17 protein-coding genes are annotated in these 19,459 nt (G+C 71.4%); 10 read left to right on the top strand and 7 right to left on the bottom strand.

Annotated elements, in window-relative coordinates; translation table 11 throughout:
- Positions 1–46: 46 nt before the first annotated feature.
- Positions 47–1,438, bottom strand: coding sequence for an SRPBCC family protein (locus ABZ444_RS08125; protein WP_357994238.1), 1,392 nt, complete (start codon positions 1,436–1,438; stop codon positions 47–49).
- Between the two features lie 5 nt (positions 1,439–1,443).
- Positions 1,444–1,980, bottom strand: a complete 537-nt coding sequence (locus ABZ444_RS08120; protein WP_357994236.1) for a hypothetical protein — start codon at positions 1,978–1,980, stop codon at positions 1,444–1,446.
- 361 nt (positions 1,981–2,341) lie between these two features.
- Here ABZ444_RS08120 and ABZ444_RS08115 point away from each other — a divergent pair, with 361 nt between their 5' ends.
- Complete coding sequence (locus ABZ444_RS08115; protein ID WP_357994234.1) at positions 2,342–2,836, top strand: hypothetical protein; 495 nt, start codon at positions 2,342–2,344, stop codon at positions 2,834–2,836.
- A gap of 240 nt (positions 2,837–3,076) precedes the next feature.
- On the opposite strand, the gene ABZ444_RS08110 is transcribed toward ABZ444_RS08115, so the two are convergent.
- Positions 3,077–3,739, bottom strand: a complete 663-nt coding sequence (locus ABZ444_RS08110; protein ID WP_357994521.1) for a DUF4097 family beta strand repeat-containing protein — start codon at positions 3,737–3,739, stop codon at positions 3,077–3,079.
- Positions 3,740–3,939: 200 nt separating this feature from the next.
- Complete coding sequence (locus ABZ444_RS08105; RefSeq protein ID WP_357994232.1) at positions 3,940–6,333, bottom strand: hypothetical protein; 2,394 nt, start codon at positions 6,331–6,333, stop codon at positions 3,940–3,942.
- A gap of 663 nt (positions 6,334–6,996) precedes the next feature.
- Between ABZ444_RS08105 and ABZ444_RS08100 the strand changes: the two genes are divergently transcribed.
- Positions 6,997–7,710 carry a VOC family protein gene (locus tag ABZ444_RS08100; protein ID WP_357994230.1) on the top strand — a complete coding sequence of 238 codons (714 nt, stop codon included), beginning with the start codon at positions 6,997–6,999 and terminating at the stop codon, positions 7,708–7,710.
- A 440-nt stretch (positions 7,711–8,150) separates the two neighbouring features.
- Entirely contained in the window at positions 8,151–9,209 is a 1,059-nt protein-coding gene (locus ABZ444_RS08095) for a BtrH N-terminal domain-containing protein (RefSeq protein ID WP_357994228.1), read from the top strand.
- Between the two features lie 63 nt (positions 9,210–9,272).
- Here ABZ444_RS08095 and ABZ444_RS08090 read toward each other — a convergent pair whose 3' ends face one another.
- Complete coding sequence (locus ABZ444_RS08090) at positions 9,273–10,475, bottom strand: helix-turn-helix transcriptional regulator (protein WP_357994226.1); 1,203 nt, start codon at positions 10,473–10,475, stop codon at positions 9,273–9,275.
- Positions 10,476–10,702: 227 nt separating this feature from the next.
- Between ABZ444_RS08090 and ABZ444_RS08085 the strand changes: the two genes are divergently transcribed.
- From ABZ444_RS08085 to ABZ444_RS08060, 6 genes are all read left to right on the top strand, one after another.
- Complete coding sequence (locus ABZ444_RS08085) at positions 10,703–12,226, top strand: serine hydrolase domain-containing protein (protein WP_357994224.1); 1,524 nt, start codon at positions 10,703–10,705, stop codon at positions 12,224–12,226.
- Between the two features lie 34 nt (positions 12,227–12,260).
- Positions 12,261–13,502 (top strand): serine hydrolase domain-containing protein, encoded by a 1,242-nt coding sequence (locus tag ABZ444_RS08080; RefSeq protein WP_357994222.1) that lies wholly within the window; start codon positions 12,261–12,263, stop codon positions 13,500–13,502.
- Between the two features lie 308 nt (positions 13,503–13,810).
- On the top strand, positions 13,811–14,362 hold the full coding sequence (locus ABZ444_RS08075; RefSeq protein ID WP_357994220.1) for an RNA polymerase sigma factor: 552 nt from the start codon (positions 13,811–13,813) through the stop codon (positions 14,360–14,362).
- Positions 14,359–15,222, top strand: coding sequence for a hypothetical protein (locus ABZ444_RS08070; RefSeq protein ID WP_357994218.1), 864 nt, complete (start codon positions 14,359–14,361; stop codon positions 15,220–15,222). The genes ABZ444_RS08075 and ABZ444_RS08070 overlap by 4 nt, the downstream gene beginning before the upstream one ends.
- 218 nt (positions 15,223–15,440) lie before the next feature.
- A complete protein-coding gene (locus ABZ444_RS08065) occupies positions 15,441–15,866 on the top strand; it encodes a hypothetical protein (RefSeq protein WP_357994216.1) in 426 nt (141 codons plus the stop codon).
- Positions 15,867–15,913: 47 nt separating this feature from the next.
- Positions 15,914–16,192 (top strand): hypothetical protein, encoded by a 279-nt coding sequence (locus tag ABZ444_RS08060; protein ID WP_357994214.1) that lies wholly within the window; start codon positions 15,914–15,916, stop codon positions 16,190–16,192.
- 24 nt (positions 16,193–16,216) lie between these two features.
- Here the strand turns inward: ABZ444_RS08060 and ABZ444_RS08055 are convergent, their stop codons facing one another.
- Together ABZ444_RS08055 and sigJ are read right to left on the bottom strand one after the other, a co-directional pair.
- The gene (locus ABZ444_RS08055; RefSeq protein WP_357994212.1) at positions 16,217–17,206 is read right to left on the bottom strand and encodes a hypothetical protein; all 990 of its coding nucleotides are present in this window, start codon (positions 17,204–17,206) and stop codon (positions 16,217–16,219) included.
- Positions 17,207–17,255: 49 nt separating this feature from the next.
- Positions 17,256–18,143: an RNA polymerase sigma factor SigJ gene (gene sigJ, locus ABZ444_RS08050; RefSeq protein WP_357994210.1), complete on the bottom strand. Its 888-nt coding sequence runs from the start codon at positions 18,141–18,143 to the stop codon at positions 17,256–17,258.
- A 143-nt stretch (positions 18,144–18,286) separates the two neighbouring features.
- Here sigJ and ABZ444_RS08045 point away from each other — a divergent pair, with 143 nt between their 5' ends.
- Positions 18,287–19,450: a serine hydrolase domain-containing protein gene (locus tag ABZ444_RS08045; protein ID WP_357994208.1), complete on the top strand. Its 1,164-nt coding sequence runs from the start codon at positions 18,287–18,289 to the stop codon at positions 19,448–19,450.
- Positions 19,451–19,459: the final 9 nt, after the last annotated feature.

Genomic DNA, 19,459 nt, shown 5'->3' with positions numbered 1-19,459 from the left:
CTGGTTCTGGGTGGCCGGGCCTTCGGCGACAGGCCCTGACGGGTGGCTACTCGGCTCGGATCCGACGCCGGCGCACCGGGCGGTCGTGCTCGGCTGCGGACCGGCGGGTGGACGCTCCGCCGCGACGCCGCGCCACGGCCGGAGCCGCGGGACGCTCCTCGGGCTCCTCTTCCTCTTCCTCTTCTTCTTCCTCTTCGGGCTCCTCGAACTCTCCCTCTTCCTCCTCGAACTCCCCTTCTTCTTCCTCGGGCTCCTCCTCTTCTTCCTCCTCCTCGGGCTCCTCTTCGTACTCCTCCTCGGGCTCGGCTTGCGCCCGCTCGCCCTCCTCGGGCTGCTCCTCCTCGGGCTGCTCCTCCTCGGGCTGTTCCGCTTCCGCCCGCTCGCCCTCCTCGGGCTGCCGCTCCTCGGCTTCCTGCTGCTCCCGCTCCTCCTGGATGGCGGTCTCGTGATCCTTGACGACCTGACTGTCGCGGATCTCGCCGCGCCAGCCCTCCAGCTCGTCGGGCTTCAGCAGCAGGTGCGCCATCACGTGCCGTCTGAAGTGCTTGAGCTCCAGGCGTACGCGCCGGCCCTGCGCGCGCCACAGGTTGCCGGTGCGCTCGAACAGGCCCTGCGGGTGGTACTCCAGCACGACCAGGACCCGGGTCAGGTCGGGCGTGACCTCGTGGAAGGTCACCGCTCCGTCGACATGCCCCTTCGGTCCCTCGGACCGCCAGATGATCCGCTGGTCGGGGATCTGCTCGACGATGTGCGCCTTCCAGCTCCGGTGCGACCAGAAGACCTGGGCCTTCCAGGACAGCTCCTCGTCGGAGTCCTGCTTGATGGTCTCGACCTTCTTCATGAACGTCGGGAAGTCCTGGAACTGGGTCCACTGGTCGTACACCAGACGCCGGGACGCACCGATGTCGATCGTCTCCACGATGTTGGTGATCTTTGCGTGGCCGGCCTTCCCGCCGCCACGGCCGGTGATCTTCTGCCAGATGCCTTTGAGTCCTCCCTTGAGGCCCCCCTTGATGCCTCCCTTCAGACCTCCCGTGAGGCCGCCCTTCAGGGCTCCGCTCATGAAGCCGGGCTTGTCCGAGCCCGTGACCGCGCTCATCAAGCCCTTTCCGCCGTGTTCGACGTAATCGGTGAGCCGGCCGGTCAGTCCTTCGAGCTTGTCCCCGGCGGAGGACAACACGCGCGTGCCCGCCGCCTGCAGGAGCCCCTGCGCGGACTGCACGAGCCGGTCCATCGGCAGGTTGTCGGCGATGCCATGGCCTGCCTCCCCGGCCTTCCCCGCGACGTCCCCTGCCTTTCCGGTGACGTCCCCGGCCTTCCCGGTGACGTCCTCGACCGTGCCCGTCGCGGCCTGACCGGCTCGACGGGCCGTTCCGGCGGCCTTGCCCAGGGCTTCCCCGCCGCTTCCGGTCGCCGTCCTCTTCGCTGCATCAGCCACCGCACTCACCTCCGTGACTGGCCGACCCGCCGGACAGGACGTGTCCGCCGCTGCCCTCTGTGACCCTCATGACCCTCTTGACCCTCGGGCCTGCGTCTGGCCTGCTCCGGCGCCTCGGGTTCCTCTTCGTCGTCGTCCTCCTGGTAGCGATCGCTTTCGTCGTAGTCCTCCTCGCCGTAGTCGGCTTCCTCGTCCCTGGGCGCCTGCCGCTTCGCGGGTTGCGGCTCGGCTTCTTCTTCCTGCGCGGTCCCGGACTTCTCCCCACGCTCCTGGAGCTTGTGGGTCAGGGAGTCGATCTGCTTGGTGGCCGCGGAGATCACCGCCGCCTTGCCGACCTCCATGAGTTCGCCGCGAAGGCGGCCGGTCATCCGCTGAACCTCTGGATTGGAGCCGAGGGTCTTGACGCCTTGCGCCAGCAGGCCACCAGCCCCACCCTGGCCGCAGCTGGCGCGTCCCGCCAGCCCGGCCGCCGCCAGTGCCGCGGCCGTGCGCAACTTGTGGCGCCTGCCGAGGTAGTACCCGGCGAGGACGGCAAAGGCCATCTGCAATCTGCTCGACATGGTCAGCTCTCCTTCCGCTCGCTCACCATCTCGACCCGCACTGGAGTCCAGCGCGCGGTCCAGTGCGCGCGGACAGACCCCGAACACGCCGACGCCTGCTCGCCGCGGCTTGACCTACCCGGAAAACCGACAAAGCACCTAATCGGCAGAAAACGGGACAGGGAGTTGGTGTCCGGGCGCGAATCCAAGCCGACCCATCAGTCGGCGTTTAGCCCCGCCTGCCCCCGGGCTCAGGCACCCGGAAGTGTCAGGACCTGGGCCCGACCTGCCCAAGGATCCGCCAACTCCCGAACCGGAGTGCTCGCGCCGAGCGTCATACGGGCCAGACGGCAACCGTCTGAGCGTGATCTCGGAGGCGACCATGAACGACCTGCCATCTTCCGTGTCCATCCGTCCGGCCCCGTCCCGGCCCGCGGCACGCGGCAAGGCCGTCCTTCCGCCGTCCGCGCTCTTCCGGGGATCACCGCTCGCCCCTCGCAGACGTTTCAGCCACGTCTTCGTCGTCATCGCGGTCGCCCTCGCGCTCGGGCTGGGCGTGTTCGTCGGCTTCACGGTCAGCCGCGGGCTGCAGGAGGAAGCCCTGGGCCGCGGGCCGGCGGGCGTCCTGAAGGCGGCCGTCCCACAGGCGGCCGTCCCGCAGGCGGCCCCGTCCGCGCCACCTCGGCCGCCGGCCACTCAACCGCCCCGCCCGGCCGCGCCTCCGAAGACCGCGGCGAAACACGCGGCGAAGCACGCGGCGAGGAAGCCCCACCACGCGAAAAAGCGCAGGCACCACCACTCACCGTGCGCCAGGTTCCAGGGGGTGCGGGCGCGTGTGTGTCACACGATCTTCCGGTGACTCTTGAGCCTGGTCGCTCATCGGCCTGCGGCGCGACGGCGAGACCAGCCCCCTGCAACGCAGAAGAGGCCCCGAAGGGCCTCTGACCTGCTGTTGACACTGGCGGCCGGCGCAAGGTCCCGAACTTGCGCAGGCTGGGCCGACAGTTTCACAGTCCCGCCACAAGAACGCTCTGACCTGCGGCTTCTTCCGGAGGGCGGCCTCGGCGAGGCGGCCCGCCCTCCGGTCGGAAGCCGCCGGTCACAGGCTGCGGGCGGTGATGTCGCCGTTGGAGGTGGTGGCGTGGATGTCGAGCTCGACAGTGCCGTCGTTCTTGAGTGCGTTGGTGATGCGGCCGTGGCTGGTGCCGGCGTCCAGGGCCGCCGAGACGCCGCCGGCGGCGGCGATCGAGATGTCGCCGGACTGGGTGCGGAGCACGACCTTGCCGCCCGCGGCCTCGGCGATCCGGATGTCCCCGCGTGCGGTGCTGATCTCCGCGGGCCCGCCCAGCCGGCCGACCTCGACATCGCCGTCGACCGCCGTGAGGCGCAGGCTCGCGGCCTCCTCGATCTCGATCCGGCTGTACGCGCCTTCGAAGGCGACGTCGCCGAGACGCCCGGCGGTCCGCAGCTCGGCGCTGGCCGCCTTGGCCTCGACGCGGGAGCCGGCGGGCAGCTGGACCGTCACCTCGATCGCCCCGGACGGGCCGAGGTACTGGTTCTTCGCCGCGGACGCGATCCGCAGGACGCCGTCGGCGTAGTCGACGGTGGTCTGCTCCGCCGCCTGCACGTCGCGGCTCTTCGAGGCGTTCGCGGGCCGGACCTCGACCGTGGTGTCGGCCCGGTCGTCCGCCACGAACTGCACGCGTCCGGCGGGGATGTCGAGGACGACGCGGACGGGGGCGGTGGTGTCGAACTGCTGCATGATGCTCTCCTGCGACTCGTGGTCTCCGACGCCCACCCCTGGAGGGGCGGGCGTTCGGCCCAGTTCGCGGCCCTGGGGCCGCATCGCTGAACCGTTCATGGGTCAACCATCGCGGACCGCTCTGATACCGCACCGTCGCCGTCCTGACACGGCCGCTGACACCCGACAGGACGCAGCCGGCCCCCCGCGGGCTTTCGGCGTCAGCCCATCGTCGCGAGGGTGTCGCGCAACCGGCGCAGGTCGCGCATGCGGGCCTCGAACGTCGCCCCGACCACCACGAGCAGCAGGCCGCCCACGGCGATCGGCACCCAGCGCGGCACCGCGAGGAACATCTCCGACACGTACGGCGCCAGTTCCCGCACCACGACCCCGGCGACCACGACCGCCCCGATCGACGTGGGCGCCTGGAGCTTGAACCGGACCCCCGCCAACAGCACCGCCAGCGCCAGCACGCCGAGCACCAACGACCGCCGCCATTCGGTGTCCGAGTAGACCGCCACCAGGCTGGGCAGCATCGTGAAGGAGAGACCCGTCCCGTAGGCGGCCCACGACGAGACCGCCGCGCCGCGCCGCCGCCACCAGCCGGATCCCAGCAGCACCAGCGAGCACGGCACCGTGTACGCCTCGACGACGGTGACCTCGTCCGCCCCCAGCCGCAACCACGACGCCAGCAGCAGCAGGACGGCGCCGGCGTACCGCAGGCCGTTCCCGCCGACCCGGCCGGCCGAGCCGGACCACAGCGACATGAGCAGCACCAGCACCCCGGCCACGGCGAACCCCACGCTCCCCGCGACCAGGACGCGCGCGCCCAGCGAGAACCCCGCCGCCACCGCCTCCAGGCCGAGGAACAGGGCGGCGAAGCCCACTGCCCAGAGCCGGAGCTCCTTCAGCCTGGCCGACAGCGCCATCGCGGCGGCCGCCGCCGCCAGGATCGGCAGCACGATCAGCGTCGCCGGCTCGCTGCCGAACGCGTACGCCGCCGCCCGTACCGAGACGGGGGCGGCGACGAGCGCGCAGGCCGCCGCCCACCAGGGCGTGCGGCCGCGGGTGGCGGCCACCGCGAGCGCGACGGCCAGGGCTGCCTGCACCGCCGTCGCGACCGGGTAGGGCATCCCGAAGGCCTGGGGGGCGACCACGATCACGAGCGCCCCGGCTGCCAGCGCCCCGGCCGTCGCCGCCTTCACCAACCACCCACCGGCGCCGCGCCCGGCCGCTGTCGGCCACCCGCCGGCGCCTCTCACGGCTGCCGCCAGGAAGGCCGTCGCCGGCACGGCCAGCACCACCACGTCCACCGGGGACGCCATGTCGAACGGCGGCCACTCCCGCCCGTTCCAGGTGCCCGTCCACAACACGTCCAGCCAGGCGAACGGCGCCGCCAGGGTGACCACGAGCCGAGGCAGCACCGTCAGCGTGGTCAGCAGCGCCACCAGCCAGCCGGTGCCCATGACCGCCGGGCGTACCCGCCGCCAGGGCAGCCGGCCGGCGGCGAGCACCACCCCGAGCGCCGGGACGAGGTAGGCCAGGGGACGCCAGTCCGTGCCCGGACCGTCCAGCACCGGTTGCGCCAACGCCGCCGGCACGGCGATCAGCGTGAGCGCGGTTCCGACGGCGACCACGGAGGCCCAGATCTCCCTCTCGGCGTCGCCATGCCTGGCCAGCAGCCACGTCACCCACCCGCCGAGCAGCACCAGGGCGACCAGCGGCACCGACCTGACCAGCGCCTGACCGACGGAAGGCGATCCCAGCGCGTACGGCACGCCGCCCAGCAGGGCGAGGACCGCGACGCCGCTGCCGGTCGAAGCGGCCGTCGCCCGCACCGCTCCCCGGCCGTGGCGGACCAGGACGACGTCCAGCGCCGCCGTGGCCACCAGCATGGCCACCAGCCAGGTCTCCGACCAGTCTCCGGTCAGCAACGGCAGGACCGGCTGCGCCAGCACCACGGCGACGGGAGCAGGGCCGCGAAGCCGGGTGACCCGGGCATAGGCCACCAGGATCAGTGCGGTGAGCCCGAACACGCCCGCCGTGTAGTGCGACACGTCGAGGGAGTCGACCCCGAGGAGTCCCACGCGCCTGGCCGCGTAGCCGTCGAGCAGCAGCAACGCGACCGCGAACCCGGCCATGGTCTCGGCCGTCGCGGTGAGCCTGCGCCGGATCAGCACGACCGGCGCCAGCATCACCAGCGCGGTGAACGCGGCCAGCACGGCCGCGCGCCCGCCTATGCCCAGTTGCCCCCAGCTCACCACGGTGAACACCGCCGCCGCCACCGTCAGCAGCAGGCCACCGAGGATGAGCAGGACGTTCTTCGCGGTGCCCGTGGAGACCTCCGGCCTCGGTGCGCCGGGGCCGGCAACCCCGAATCCGGCCGCCGCCCCCGGATGCGGCGGCAACGCGCCCGCATGGGGAGGCACCGCCCCCACACCCACACCCGCGCCCGCCCCAGGCTGACCCGCCGCGCCCGCCCCTGGCTGACCTGCCGCACCCGCGCCCGCCGCTCCTTGACGCGCCGCTTCGGCACGAAGGGTGCCGAGCAGTTCCGTACGGCGGGCCCGCAGTCCGGCGAGCTGATCCCCCAGCGTGGCAAGAGCCTGGTCCACCTGCCAGAGCTCATGCGCGACGGGACCCTGCAGAGGCAGCGCACACCTCGGGCATCGGGAAACCGGCCCCTGAAGCCCGGTCCCGGACAACATCACACCGCAGTCCGGACACTTCATACGTCCACGCACCGACACTCCACTTGAGCCCGACGAGATGACCCATATTGCACCGTGGCGGCCTTGCGAATCACTGTCATCGGTTGACGCAGCGGATGCCGGTACGGCCGGTCGACACGGCCGAGGTTCGCTTCGAGCGGCCTTCGACCCGGAGGACTGCACCGGATCGGAAGCGGGCCGGAGCCGTCCAGGCCGGCGGCCACCGGAAACGATCCAGGAGCGCGCATGGGCGGGGCGAGCCGTTGTCGTCGGGTACGGCCGTGGCCACGGTGTTCGCCAATGTCGATGACTCGCACTTCACCTACCAGGCGAACGAGCGCCTGATCACCACGTTCGGCCTGTACGGCTACCGCTACCGGAGGGACGACGATCCCGACCGGCCCTCACGGGTTCGACCGATCACCTCATGGCAGGTTGACTGCGCCGAGGTGGCGTGTGACCGCGCCGCCGCCACGAAACTCGGATGCGGTGCCGCGTGGGCGCGCTTAGGCTGTGCCGACGGAGCGGGCCTCGTATCAAGCCTGGCGGATCGGGGATGCGTGAGGTATGACCAGTCAATTGTTCGCGATCTGCTTCAATGCGATCCGTCCCTCGGACCTGGCGCGGTTCTGGGCGGGGGTGCTGGGTTGGGAGATGGCTGACGGTCCTGACGGCGTCGCGATCCTGCCTCCTGATCCTGTCGGCTTCCGCGTCCGTTTCCTGCCGAGCCTGGAACAGAAGGTCGGCCAGAACCGGGCGCACTTCGACCTGACGAGCGCCTCCCCGGAGGATCAGCAGCAGACGGTGGCCAGGGCGCTGACGCTCGGCGGGAAGCACATCGACGTGGGCCAACTTCCGGAAGAGGGACATGTGGTCCTCTCCGATCCGGAGGGCAACGAGTTCTGCGTCATCGAGGCGGGCAACAAGTTTCTCGCCGACACCGGCGTCATCGGGGCGCTGGCCTGCGACGGCACCCAGGAGGTCGGCTACTTCTGGAGCAAGGCGCTGCGGTGGCCGCTGGTCTGGGACCAGGACCAGGAGACCGCGATCCAGTCGCCGGGCGGCGGTACGAAGATCACGTGGGGTGGTCCTCCGGTGGCGCCGAAGACGGGCACGAACAGGCTGTGCTTCGAGCTGGCGACGCCTGCCGACGCCGACCGGGAGGCGGAAGTCGATCGCCTGCTCTCGCTCGGGGCCACGCGTACCGGCCAGGGCGATGAGGGTCAGGTCCTGATGTTCGACCCCGACGGCAACGAATTCTCCGTACGCAGTCCCCGGTAGCGCGACTGTCGCCGACCGGTCCGTGATTTCCGGTGCATCGCACCTTTCATGCCAGTTGCCGGCCTGCGGTCGTACGGACCACGCTGTGCCAAGGCGGCACTCGTCGAGCCTGCGGTCGACCGGGTAGCACGGGCCCCGCAGCTCGGGCGCGCCGCGCCCGGCTTGCGACGTGGAGCCCAACCGCCCCCGGCGAGGGGCAGATGTCGGCGGCCGCGGGCGGGCATGGCCGCAACATGGGGCACTTCGGTATTCTTCTGGACGGGTGCCGTCCTGCACCTGACCTCCTGACCGCGTGCCCACGCCGCACGGCGCCTGCGGAGGCTGAGGGGATCGATGTCCTCGGGGCCGATGTAGCGATCATGCCGGTCTGTTCCCAGACGGCGGGCCGTGTGACCGGAGCGTGGGTCCTCGCACGTGAGCCCGCCTCAGGAGCCATCACCATGACCGACCACAAGCATCTCAAGCGGCGGGTGCGCGAGCGTATGGCCAAGACGGGCGAGTCCTACGCCACCGCCCACCGCCACGTCACCGCCCACCGCGATGCCCCCACTGACTCCGGGCACTCCGCTCAAAGCCTTGGGCGCCACCATGAGGCCGCGCTGCTGCGTCGCGTCCTGGGGGACGACGGCTACTCCGAGGCCATGCTGCTCGGCCTCGGCGGCGGCATCGGGTTCATGTACTTCGTGTTCGAGTACACCGGACAACCGCCGATGCTCACCGTCGTCGCCCAGGCACATCCCGAGCCGATCATCCCGCTCGCACTGAAGCGGGCCGGCGTCCCGCATCAGATCCACCGGACCGGCTCAGCGAAGGTCGCCGAACGCAATCTGCGCACGGCCCTGGACGCCGGCCGTCACCCCATCTGCACCCTCGCCCGCCACTTGCTGCCCTGGCGGCCGCCGCCGCGCTTTCCCGACCCCGTCGAGGTGGCGGTGCTCGGCGTCGAGGATCAGACCGTACACGTGCAGGACGACCAGCCCGGCGAGTTGCCCCTGGCCGACTTCATGGCCGCCTGGTCGGCCTCGAAGAAGTCCAGGCACCAGCTCATCGAGGTCACCGGAGCCGCCTCAGGGCCTCCGCAGGTGGCCGAGGCCATCCGGGACACCGCGGCCAAGCTGACCGGGCCGGTGCTGGGCAACTCCTTCGACGCCAACTTCGGCCTGTCGGGCATGCGCAAACTGGCCGCCCAGCTCGCCGACACCACCGGCAAACAGGGCTGGACCCGCCGCTTCCCCGACCCCGGCGCTGCCCTGGACCGGTTGCGGGACTGCCTGACGACCGAACACACCAGTGCGGGCGCCACGCGGCCGCTGTATGCCGACTTCCTGACCGAGACCGGCCACAACGTGGCTGCGGCCGTCTACCGGCAGGCGGGCGAGCAATGGTCACAGGTGGCGGCAGCCGCGGCCGGCTGGGCGTCGTACGTCGAGCTGGCCGAACTGGTGGAACAGGCGGTACGGCTCGAAGAGCAGGGTGCTCGAGCGCTGGAGCAGGTGTAGGCGACTGGCTGACCTGGTGCCAGACCACGAGGCACCGGGCAGCCCCGTGGCCGGAACAGCGCCCTACTTGGTCAGGGATTCGGCGACGAGTCGCCAGATGTCCGCGGCCAGGTCCATGTTGCCGCTCTGCTGGGCCTGTTCGGCGAGCTTGCGCAGCCCGGCGAGCGCCGCGTCCTGCTCGCCCTCCAGGAGCAGGACGCGGTTGCGCAAGACGTCGAGCCGCATCCGCTCCTGGTAGGTGAGCAGGTCGTCGAAGCCGGTCAGCCGGTCCAGGACCGTGCGGGCCTCGTCCAGGTCGCCGGCGAGGACGGCGATCCGGGCGCGTACGGCCAGCAGTTGCTGCTCGATGGTGGGGGCGCCCGCGAACGGCAACGCGGCCTGGACTTCCGCAACCCGCCGCCGGGCGGACTCCGTTCCGGGCGGCTCGGCCCTGAGGTCGAGCCGGGCCGCGCCGAGGCGCAGGCGCATCCAGAGCGTCAGGTCGTCACGGCCGTCGAAGCCGTCGATGGCCTGGTTCATCAGCTCCGCGCCGGTGTCGAGGTCGCCCTGGCGGACCCGGATGTTGGCCACGGTCCACACGGCCTGGGCCCGCAGCGCTCCCGAGACCTGGTCCGCCAGCGTGAGCAGTTCGTCGGCATGCCGGGCGGCGTCGGCGAGTCGCCCGGCCTCGGCCAGCGCCGACACCAGGGCCAGCAGCGTGGAGGCCCGCACACGGGCGGGCAGCGCTTCGCGTTCGGCCAGCTCGTGGGCGTGTGTCGCGGCATCGACGGCACCGACGATCTCTCCGGTGCTGCGCATGCAGCGCGACAGTGCGGCCAGCACTCTGCACTGCAGCTCGGGTAGCCCGATCTGCGCGCTGAGCGTGGCCAGCTCGTCGAGGCATGTCCGCTGCTCGGCGTACTCCTGGCGCCACTGACGCCATTCGGCGACTTGCCAGAGGGCCTGCCAGCGCAGCAGGGGGTCCTCCCCGCCGGAGGTTTTCAGGGCGTCGCTGAGGGTCTGGCCGCCTTCGTCCTGACTCAGGCCGGTGGCCACGGTCAGGCTCTGGGCCAGGGAGGTGGCGGTGGACTGGGTGAGTGCGGCGGGGCTGATGCCGAGTTGTGCGGCCAGGTGCGTGATGGCCCGTTCGGTGGGCTGACGCGCCCCTGATTCCAGCCGGGACAGGTATCCGGCGGACATGCCCTCGCCCGCGAGGGCTGCGAGCGTCAGGCCGCGTTCGGTCCTCAGTTGCCTGAGTCGGCGGCCGAAGACTGGTTGTTCGAGCATGTCCGAACTCCCGGGTGGCGGTTGACGTCGTGGAGGGTCACGCCAGAGGCTAGCTCACTTGCCTCCCTCCAGACAAGTTGTTGCCTGACGCCGATGCCCGTACGCCACAGCTTTGGCAATCACTTTTGGCAAATACTTGCCAAGATTGTGGCAACGGCCGTAACGTTCCTGTCGTCGCCAACGGACCTCGTCGCCGACAAGCCAGAAGAACCCGAAGGAGCACCGCCATGTCCCTCGCCCTCGCCCTCACCGACCAGGACCGGCTCACCCTGCGCACCGCCGCCTGGGGCGCCGTCTCGCTGATGTCGGCCGCCGGTGCCGCCGGTTCGGCGCACAAGGCCGCCGCCGAGGGCTCCGTCGCCCTGACCTCCGCGACCGGCCTGGTCGGGCACGTGCTGGCCAAGGCGCCCAAGGGCGTGAAGTACGGCAAGACCGTGGCCGAACTCGCCGACCAGGTGCTGCCTGCCCTGAACGCCTCCATGAGCCTGCTCAAGAAGTCGGCCCCGGCCGAGGCCGACAACTTCCGCCGCACCGTCCTGGTCGCCGTCGAAGCGGCCACCCACGGGAGGCCCGGTCCCACCATGACCGAGATGGCCCGCAAGATCAGCGCAGCCCTCGACACCGCTCCGGCCACGCCCGAGGTGAGCGCAGCGAACACCGTGGCCGGGCAGGATCGCCCGGAACTGCAGAAGGCCATGCAGGCGTTCGTCGATTCCGGGATGGCCGCCGGAATGCAACTGCGGGTGAACGACGAGCGCGGCGAGTGGGTCGGCACCGCGGGGGCACGCGAGCTGGGCTCGTCGGAGAAGCCACCGGCGGACGGACGGTTCCGGGTCGGCAGCTCCACCAAGACGTTCGTGGCGACCGTGGTGCTGCAACTCGTGGCCGAGGGCAGGATCGGGCTGGACAGCCCGGTGGACGGCTACCTGCCCGAGTTCGCGCTGGACGAGCGGATCACCGTACGAATGCTGCTGCAGCACACCAGTGGGATCTTCAACCACACCGGCGAGTACTACGAGGACGGGACGTTCGCGCCGGGAATCGCGTGGTCGGGCAAGGAATGGGTGGACGGCCGGTTCCGCACCTACCAGCCCGAGGAGCTGGTGCGGCTGGCGCTGTCTAAGCCGGCACGGTTCGAGCCGGGCACGGACTGGAGCTACGCCAACACCAACTACGTGCTGGCCAGGCTGCTGATCGAGCGGGTCACGGGCCGCTCGTTCGCCGACGAACTGCAGCGGCTGATCCTGGGCCCGCTGGGGCTGACGGGCACCGAGGCACCGGGCAACTCGACGGAGATCGCGGGGCCGCACGCCCACAGCTACTACCGGTACGAGGACGGCGGCCAGGAGCACACGGTGGACGTCACCAGCCAGAATCCTTCCTGGATCTCCGCCGGCGGCGACATGATCTCCACCACCCAGGACCTGCACACGTTCTTCTCCGCGCTGAACGGCGGCCGGCTGCTGCCCGCCGAACTGCTGACCGAGATGCGCAGGCCGGACCCGAAGATCGGCTACGGCCTGGGGATCTTCGAGCAGGACCTGGGCGAGAACGGCGGCACCGTCTACCACCACAACGGCGGCATGGCCGGCTCCGCGGCGCTGATGTACAGCACGCCCGACGGCGGCAAGACGATGACGGCCTCGGTGACCTACGTGGACGACGCCGACCTGTCCAAGGCGGCGGCGTTCCAGCAGGCGACACAGCGGCTCATCGACGAGGTGTTCCGCGACGGCCGGACCACGAGCTGAGCACAGCGACCAAGACCCCAGGAACGAGGAAACCATGAACACGACGATCAGCCGGCGCATGGCCGTCGCGGCGCTCGCAACGGCGGTGCTCGCGGGGGCCGCCACCCCCGCCACGGCCACCTCCACCGGGCCGGATCGCCCGGAGCTGCGCAAGGCGATGAACGCCTTCGTCGACGCCGGTTTCACCGGGATCCAGCTACGCGTGCGCGATCAGCAGGGCGACTGGGCCGCCGGCGCCGGGATGCGCCGGCTGGGATCGGCCGCCAAGCCCCCGACCAACGGGAGCTTCTGGACGGGCAGCATCATCAAGACCTTCACCGCGACCATGGTGTTGCAACTGGTGGCCGAGGGCAGGATCGAGCTGGACAGTCCCGTCGCCGACCACCTGCCCGGCTACGGACTGGACGAGCGGATCACCGTACGGATGCTGCTCCGCCACACCAGCGGGATCTTCAACTACACCGGCGAGTACAAGCCCGACGGGACGATGGACGAGCCGGGGATCCCCGCCAACGGCGACGAATGGGTGCCCAACCGGTTCAGGAGCTACAAGCCCGAGGAACTGGTACGGCTGGCGCTGTCCAAAAAGCCGCGCATCGCACCCGGGACGCAGTGGAGCTACTCCAACACCAACTACACGGTGGCGCTGCTGATGATCGAGAAGATCACCGGCCACTCCTACGCCACCGAGCTGAAGCGGCGTATCACCGGCCCGCTCGGACTGCGGGACACCCTCGCGGCGGGCAACCGCACGACGGCGCTGCCCGGACCACACGCCCACGGCTACTACCGGTACAAGGACAAGGTGATCGACCTCTCCCACCAGAACCTGTCCCTGCTGACCGGCGCCGGTGACCTGATCTCCACCACGCAGGACCTGACCACGTTCTTCTCCGCGCTGAACGGCGGCAGGCTCCTGCCCGCCGAGCTGCTGACCGAGATGCGCACGACGATCCCCACGCCGCTCCCCGACCGGGGCTACGGCCTCGGCATATGGGCGCAGGACCTGGGCCCCGGCTGCGGCACCGTCTACCAGCACAACGGCAGCCCACCGCACGGCTACGGGGCGCTGATGTACAGCTCGCCCGACGGCAGCAAGACCCTGACCGCCTCGGTGACCTGGCTGGATTCGGCCACCAGAGGTCCGGCCAAGGACTTCCTGACGCTTGTGGACGCCCTCGTCAGGCAGGAGTTCTGCGGCACGCCGGCCGACTCGGCCGACCAGCGGGAACCGGCCGGACAGGCACGGCCGGACAGGCCTGGCTCTGCCTTCTGAGGACCGAGTGGCCGCAGGGGCGTCGGGGAAGGGGATGGCGGCGGCGTAGGCCGTCGGACACGACGAGAGAGGCCCGTCACCGCGTTTCCGCTGGTGACGGGCCTCTTCCCGCTGGTGTGGCAGGTGCCGGGTTCGAACTTACGTCGGCTCGCTTCGGAGCTGCTGCGCGCCACGTCACCAGCGAGCGTGGCCGCCGAGAGGGAGGCGCCCTGCCGGCGAACGTCTCTCCTGCCTGAAATTCTGCCGTCGCCCGCGGACACGTAGAGAACGAACCCCAAAACGTTCGAAAGGTTCGATGAGGATGACGCGTGGATGAAACGGACAGCCGGCAGCGGTTCGAGACCACCTACCGGCAGACATATGAGCAGATCCTTGGCTACGCCATACGGCGGTGCTCCTCCCCCGAGGACGCCGCCGACGTCGTGGCCGAGACCTACGTGATCGCATGGCGACGGATATCGGAGCTGCCGCACGGCGAGGCCGGCCGCCTCTGGCTGTACGGGGTGGCCCGCCGGGTCCTCGCCAACCACCGTCGCGGCGAACGCCGCAGGGCCACCCAGCACGCCGAGCTCGCGGCCGAGGCCGCGGCCCTGTACGCCGCGTCCTCCCCGCAGTCCGGGCCGGACGCGGTGGGCGAGGCCATGGACATGCTGTCCGGCGACGACCGCGAGCTGCTGGCCCTGTCCGTCTGGGAGGAGCTCGACCCGGGAGAGATCGCCTCGGTACTGGGCTGCTCCCGCAACGCCGCCCGGATACGCCTGTACCGGGCCCGCAAGCGCTTCGCCAAGGCGCTGGAGAAGACCCGGACGTCAGTACCGCGCCTGGACGCGCGGCCGCTCGCCGAAAAGGAGTCACGATGAACAACGACCAGATCATCAAGGGCCGGGCCAGGGTCCTGGACAAGGACCTGGCCGGGCGCGCGTCCACCGCGGGGGCGGACGCGTTGCTGGCGGAGATCGTCCAGCTGGCCCAGGAGCCGGAGCCGGCCCGGCGGCGGATCACGCCGTCGCCGCGCCGCGCGCTGCTGGGCCTGGCCGCCGCCGGCGTCATGGCGGGGGCCCTGGTCGTCGTGCCGTCCTTCTTCAAGGGGGCCGAGCAGGTGTACGCCAGCCAGGCCGTGACCATCGACCGCGACGGCGACTCGTTCGTCTTCTACATCACCGACGGCGACCCCGATCCCGCGGAGCTGGAGAAGGCGTTCCGGAAGGTCGGGCTGGACAACGTCACGGTCGGGCTGGTCCCCGTCTCGCCGCGGCAGCGCGCGCCCATCGTCGGATTCGACAAGACCGATCCCGGCGCCCGCATGTCGTCCACGCTGTCCGACTGCGGGGAGCGCGTCGAAGGGTGCCTGACGGCCTTCAGCGTCACCGCCGACATCAAGGGGCCGGCGCGGTTCACCCTGGGGCGGCCGGCGAAGCCGGGCGAGAAGTACGGCGCCCCCGCCGACGCGAGCTGGGAAGGCGAGGCCCTGGCCGGGGTGAAGCTTCAGGGACGTTCGGTCGCCGAGGCGGTCAACGTCGTGCGCGAGCACGACCTGAAGGTGACCTACTGGCTCGAATGGCCCCTCCACCAGGACGAGGGCGTCCGCTACGAGCAGGGCGTGCCGGCGTCCCGCGTCGATCCGAGCTGGAAGGTGACGACCGCCACCACCTACAACGACGGCGTCATCATCCTCCAGGTCGAGCCGGCGGCGGACGCGACGCCGCCGCCCGGATTCTGAGAGGGCGACCAGGGGAGCGCCGCGGCGCGCCTGCGGAAACGCGATCACGGGCCCGGCCTGGCAGACCGTCCCGCAAACGACCGATTCGCACATGCTGAGAGGTCGGTAACGCCTTCGCCACTTTCGGCCCCAACCGCCGGGGGCGGGGGCACCCTGGAGACATGTCGAAGAGGTCGTCTGGGACAGGACGCGCGACGGGGTCGCGGTTGTGGCGGGTCGTGGCGATCATCGCGGTCGTCGTGCTGGCGGCCTGTCTGGCGGGCGGGGTGCTGTGGTTCTTCGCCGATCCGCTGCACCTGCCCGACCAGGTGCTGCAGGTGCTCGATCAGCGAGCCAGCGTGGTCGGCATGTTCACCGGCATGGCACTGGGAGCGGCCGGGCTGGTAGTCGCCGTGGTGGCGTTGCGAGCGCAGGTCCGCGCCGACCGCCGGTCGGCTGCCGGCACCGCGCCTGGCACTCCGGCTGCCGAGCCGGGTACGCCGCGGGCGTCGGTCTCGGGGGAGCGGTCGATCGCCGTCGGCGGCGACAATTCCGGCATCGTCTCCACCGGTGAGGGCGCGCGGAATGTGCAGATGCGGGCGGAGGCATCAGGGGAGGGCCGGGTGTATCAGGCCGGCGGCGACCAGACCATCAATGAGCGATGACCACGCCTCCAGCGGCTGATCCCCCACAGCGGCAGCCGTCCGTCCAGATGGACGCCACCGCCTCAGGGCAGGGACACGTGTATCAGGCGGCCGGTGACCAGACCATCAACCACCATTACCCGCCCCGGCCGGAACCGGGCCAGATCGTCGAGGGTGACATCCCGCAATGCCCGCCCGGCTTCCAGTCGCGCCCGCAACTGCGTCGGCGGCTGGCCGGCCTGCTGGGCGATCCGGAGCAGGACGGGCAGGGAAACGCCGGCGGCGGAGCGGTGGTGATCTGCGCTGGCCGGCCATCCCACCACTCGTGCCGTACGGAGAAATCTTGAGGCGGCTGCCGCGGCCCGCACCGCTCAGTAGGCGAGTTCGTGCCGGGCCACCAGTGTGGCGGGGTCATCGGTGCCCAGGAGCTGTTCGCGGACGGGGAGCAGGGCGGTGCGCAGCCGTTCGTACGTCGGAGCCAATCGGCGCAGCCCGGCTGCCAGCGCCGCGTCGTCGCCCGCCACGAGCGGCCCCTGCAACCCACCGACGATGCGGGCCTGCTCGGCGGCGATGGCCGCGCCCGCGTCGAGGCGGAGGGACGACAGGCAGGCCGCCAGGTCGTTGAGGCGGCGGGCGCCCACCCGCACCGCGAACTCCTGCCACAGCGTCCTGATCTCGGGATCCAGCCCTTCCTCCACCAGTCCGGCCGTGCGCTCGGCGGCCTCGGCCAGCCCCAGCGTGCCGGGCGGGACCTCCACATCCGTACGGCCCGCCAGCCAGGCCAGTCCGGCGGGCAGCGAGCGCCGCAGCGCCTCCTCCGGGCCGACCTGCTCGCGGCGGGTGAAGCCGTGCCGCATCCGGAACGGCCGCTCCAGATAGGGGATCAGCTCTCCGCGCCACGCCTCGGCGAAGGCGTCGACCGTCAGGGTGGCGTAGGGGTAGCCCTGCGGGTCGTGCACGAGCACGGTGTCGCCGGCCACTTCCAGCACCACCAGGTAGTGGTCGGCGCCGACCGCTTCGCCCGACCCGGGCTGGTAGGCCAGCAGGCCGAGCTCAAGCGGGCCGGCCAGCACCGGGCCGTCCTCGCAGGCCCGGCGCAGCCGGTCGAGCGCCGTCGCCGCCGTCCCGCCGTCCGCGCGCTCGCACTCCCAGCCGAGCAGGCCGAGCGCGGCGTCGATCCCGGTCTCGGGGTCCCAGCCGAACGCGTCGAACAGCGGTAACCGGCCGCCGATGAGCTGCATCCCGTACGGGGAGCCCGTCAGGACCTCGATCACGGCCGGAGGCGGCGCCTCGCCGCCCAGGACCATCGCGAGGGAGTTGGCGTAGCAGTACGGCCCGGAGCCGACATAGGTGACTGACATGCTCCGCACCGTGCCGCCTGACACGGTGTCAGGGTCAAGTCCATCGTCGTCACGGCTCCAGGTGGGTGAGGTCGAGCCGAGCCAGCCGGTCGGGGTCGGACAGGATGTCGATCCTGGCGATCCTGCCGTCGGAGACCGTGAAGCTCATGACCGAGATCAGCTCGTCGTCGATGGTGTTGACCAGGCCGGCGAGGCCGTTGACGAGCGCCGGGTGGGTGGTGGCGCTCGTGGCCATGCGGTGGAAGGTGGCGAGCTGTCCCGCCACGGCCGCGGCGCCCCTGATGACCCGCATGCCGCCGGTGGGCGTCCCGCCGTCGGCGCGCAGCGTCACGTCGGGGTTGAGGATGGACACCAGCGCGGCGAAGTCGCCGTCGCGGGCGGCGGCGAGGAAGGCGTCCACCACCCGGCGCTGACTGCTCAGGTCGGGGTCGGGATTCGGGGTCGCGCCGCGGACCCGCAGGCGTGCCCGGCTGGCGAGCTTCTTGGCCGCCGCGGGAGTGCGGTCCACGATGGGCGCGATCTGCTCGAACGGCATCCCGAACATGTCATGGAGCACGAACGCCAGCCGTTCGGCGGGGGTCAGGGACTCCAGCACGACCAGGAGCGCCAGGCCCACCGAGTCGGCCAGCAGCACTTCCCGTTCCGGGTCGGCGGCATCCGCGCGGCTGATCACCGGATCGGGCAGGCGTTCCTCCAGCGACTCCTCGCGTCGAGACTTGCGGGCGCGGAGCATGTCCAGGCACACCCGGCCGACCACGGTGGTCAGCCAGCCGCCGAGGTTGTCGATGTCGCCCGAGTCCGAACGCGCCAGCCGCAGCCATGCCTCCTGGACGGCGTCCTCGGCCTCGCTCAGCGAGCCGAGCATGCGGTAGGCGACCGCTTTCAGATGAGGGCGGTGCCCCTGGAACCGGTCGGCGAGGAAGTCCTGGGGTGTCACGGTTGCAGTCCTCTCATGTCAGCCACGTCGGAGCGCTGACGGAGCAAACCGGTGAAAGGTGACCGTGAACGCGTCCGGTCACCTTTCCTGCGGACCGTCCGTCATGCCGGCGACCAACACTCACTCACGAAGGGTTGCCGACGATGAGCAGGACGGATGTCCACGGAACGGTCGCGGACGGCTTCGAGCAGGTGCGCGAGGCGTTCGCCGAGGTGGCCGCCGAGCAGGACGGCCAGGTGGGCGCGCAAGTGACCGCCTACGCGCACGGCCGGCAGGTGGTGGACCTGTGGGCCGGGGACGAGGTAAGCGGCGACACGCTGACCGGGGTCTACTCCGCCACGAAGGGTGCCGCGACGCTGGTGGTGGCGCTGCTGGTGCAGGACGGGGTCCTCGATCTGGACGAGCCGGTGGCCCGGCGATGGCCGGAGTTCGCCGCCGCCGGCAAGGACGGGATCACGCTGCGGGACGTGCTGACCCACCGCTCCGGCGTCATCGGCGTCGACGGCGGACTGTCGGCCGCCGAGCTGGCCGACGACGCGGTGATCGCGCGCCACCTGGCCGGGCAGCGGCCGTACTGGAAGCCGGGTTCGGCCTACGGCTACGGCGGGTTCGTCTCGTTCGCCATGGTGAACGAGGTGATCCGGCGGGTCACCGGCCGGTCGCTGCAGCAGTTCTACGACGAGCGCATCCGCGCCCCGTACGGGCTGGACCTCTACCTGGGGCTGCCCGAGGCCGAGGAGCGCCGCTTCCGGCCGATCCGGTGGTGGACCGCCACCCCGGAGCAGGAGGCCGCGTTCTGGTCGAACGTGCCCGGCCCGCACAGCATCCTCGGCATCGGCTACGGGCTCAACAGCACGCCGCCGCTGGACCAGGTGGCCTTCGCCAACACCCGCGCCGTCCGCGCCAACGGCCAGGCGTCGGCCGGCGGCGTGGGCAGCGCCCGCGGCCTGGCCGGCCTGTACGCGGCGGCCGTCTGGGGCATCGACGGGCACCCCCCGCTGCTCAAGCCGGACACCGTCGGCGAGTTCTCCATGCTGCACTCCACCGGCGCCGACCTGGTCCGCGGCGAGCAGGGCAGCTACGCGCTCGGCTTCCAGGCCAAGGGCCTGCGTTACCCGTTCCTCAGCGCGAACGCCTTCGGCCACGACGGCTCGGCGGGCTCGGAGTCCTTCGCCGACCCGCGCAGCGGCATCGCCTTCGGCTACACCCGCCGCCGCTTCGGCTTCGGCTGGTCCTACCCCGAGCACGACCGGCTGGCCGCCGCGGTGCACGACGCCGCGGCGCGCCACCGCGCCACCACCTCCTGAGGACCTCAC

The sequence above is a fragment of the Nonomuraea sp. NPDC005730 genome (genome assembly GCF_040630865.1).
Lineage (GTDB): Bacteria > Actinomycetota > Actinomycetes > Streptosporangiales > Streptosporangiaceae > Nonomuraea.
This window is presented reverse-complemented; position numbering and strand designations above follow the sequence as displayed.

Excerpts from the sequence above, each read along its gene's own strand:
- ABZ444_RS08120 (WP_357994236.1), bottom strand. The coding sequence starts at position 1,980 with ATGGCCTTTGCCGTCCTCGCCGGGTACTACCTCGGCAGGCGCCACAAG.
- ABZ444_RS08110 (WP_357994521.1), bottom strand. The coding sequence starts at position 3,739 with ATGCAGCAGTTCGACACCACCGCCCCCGTCCGCGTCGTCCTCGACATC.
- ABZ444_RS08100 (WP_357994230.1), top strand. The coding sequence starts at position 6,997 with ATGACCAGTCAATTGTTCGCGATCTGCTTCAATGCGATCCGTCCCTCG.
- ABZ444_RS08095 (WP_357994228.1), top strand. The coding sequence starts at position 8,151 with ATGACCGACCACAAGCATCTCAAGCGGCGGGTGCGCGAGCGTATGGCC.
- ABZ444_RS08090 (WP_357994226.1), bottom strand. The coding sequence starts at position 10,475 with ATGCTCGAACAACCAGTCTTCGGCCGCCGACTCAGGCAACTGAGGACC.
- ABZ444_RS08085 (WP_357994224.1), top strand. The coding sequence starts at position 10,703 with ATGTCCCTCGCCCTCGCCCTCACCGACCAGGACCGGCTCACCCTGCGC.
- ABZ444_RS08080 (WP_357994222.1), top strand. The coding sequence starts at position 12,261 with ATGAACACGACGATCAGCCGGCGCATGGCCGTCGCGGCGCTCGCAACG.
- ABZ444_RS08070 (WP_357994218.1), top strand. The coding sequence starts at position 14,359 with ATGAACAACGACCAGATCATCAAGGGCCGGGCCAGGGTCCTGGACAAG.
- ABZ444_RS08060 (WP_357994214.1), top strand. The coding sequence starts at position 15,914 with ATGGACGCCACCGCCTCAGGGCAGGGACACGTGTATCAGGCGGCCGGT.
- ABZ444_RS08055 (WP_357994212.1), bottom strand. The coding sequence starts at position 17,206 with ATGTCAGTCACCTATGTCGGCTCCGGGCCGTACTGCTACGCCAACTCC.
- ABZ444_RS08045 (WP_357994208.1), top strand. The coding sequence starts at position 18,287 with ATGAGCAGGACGGATGTCCACGGAACGGTCGCGGACGGCTTCGAGCAG.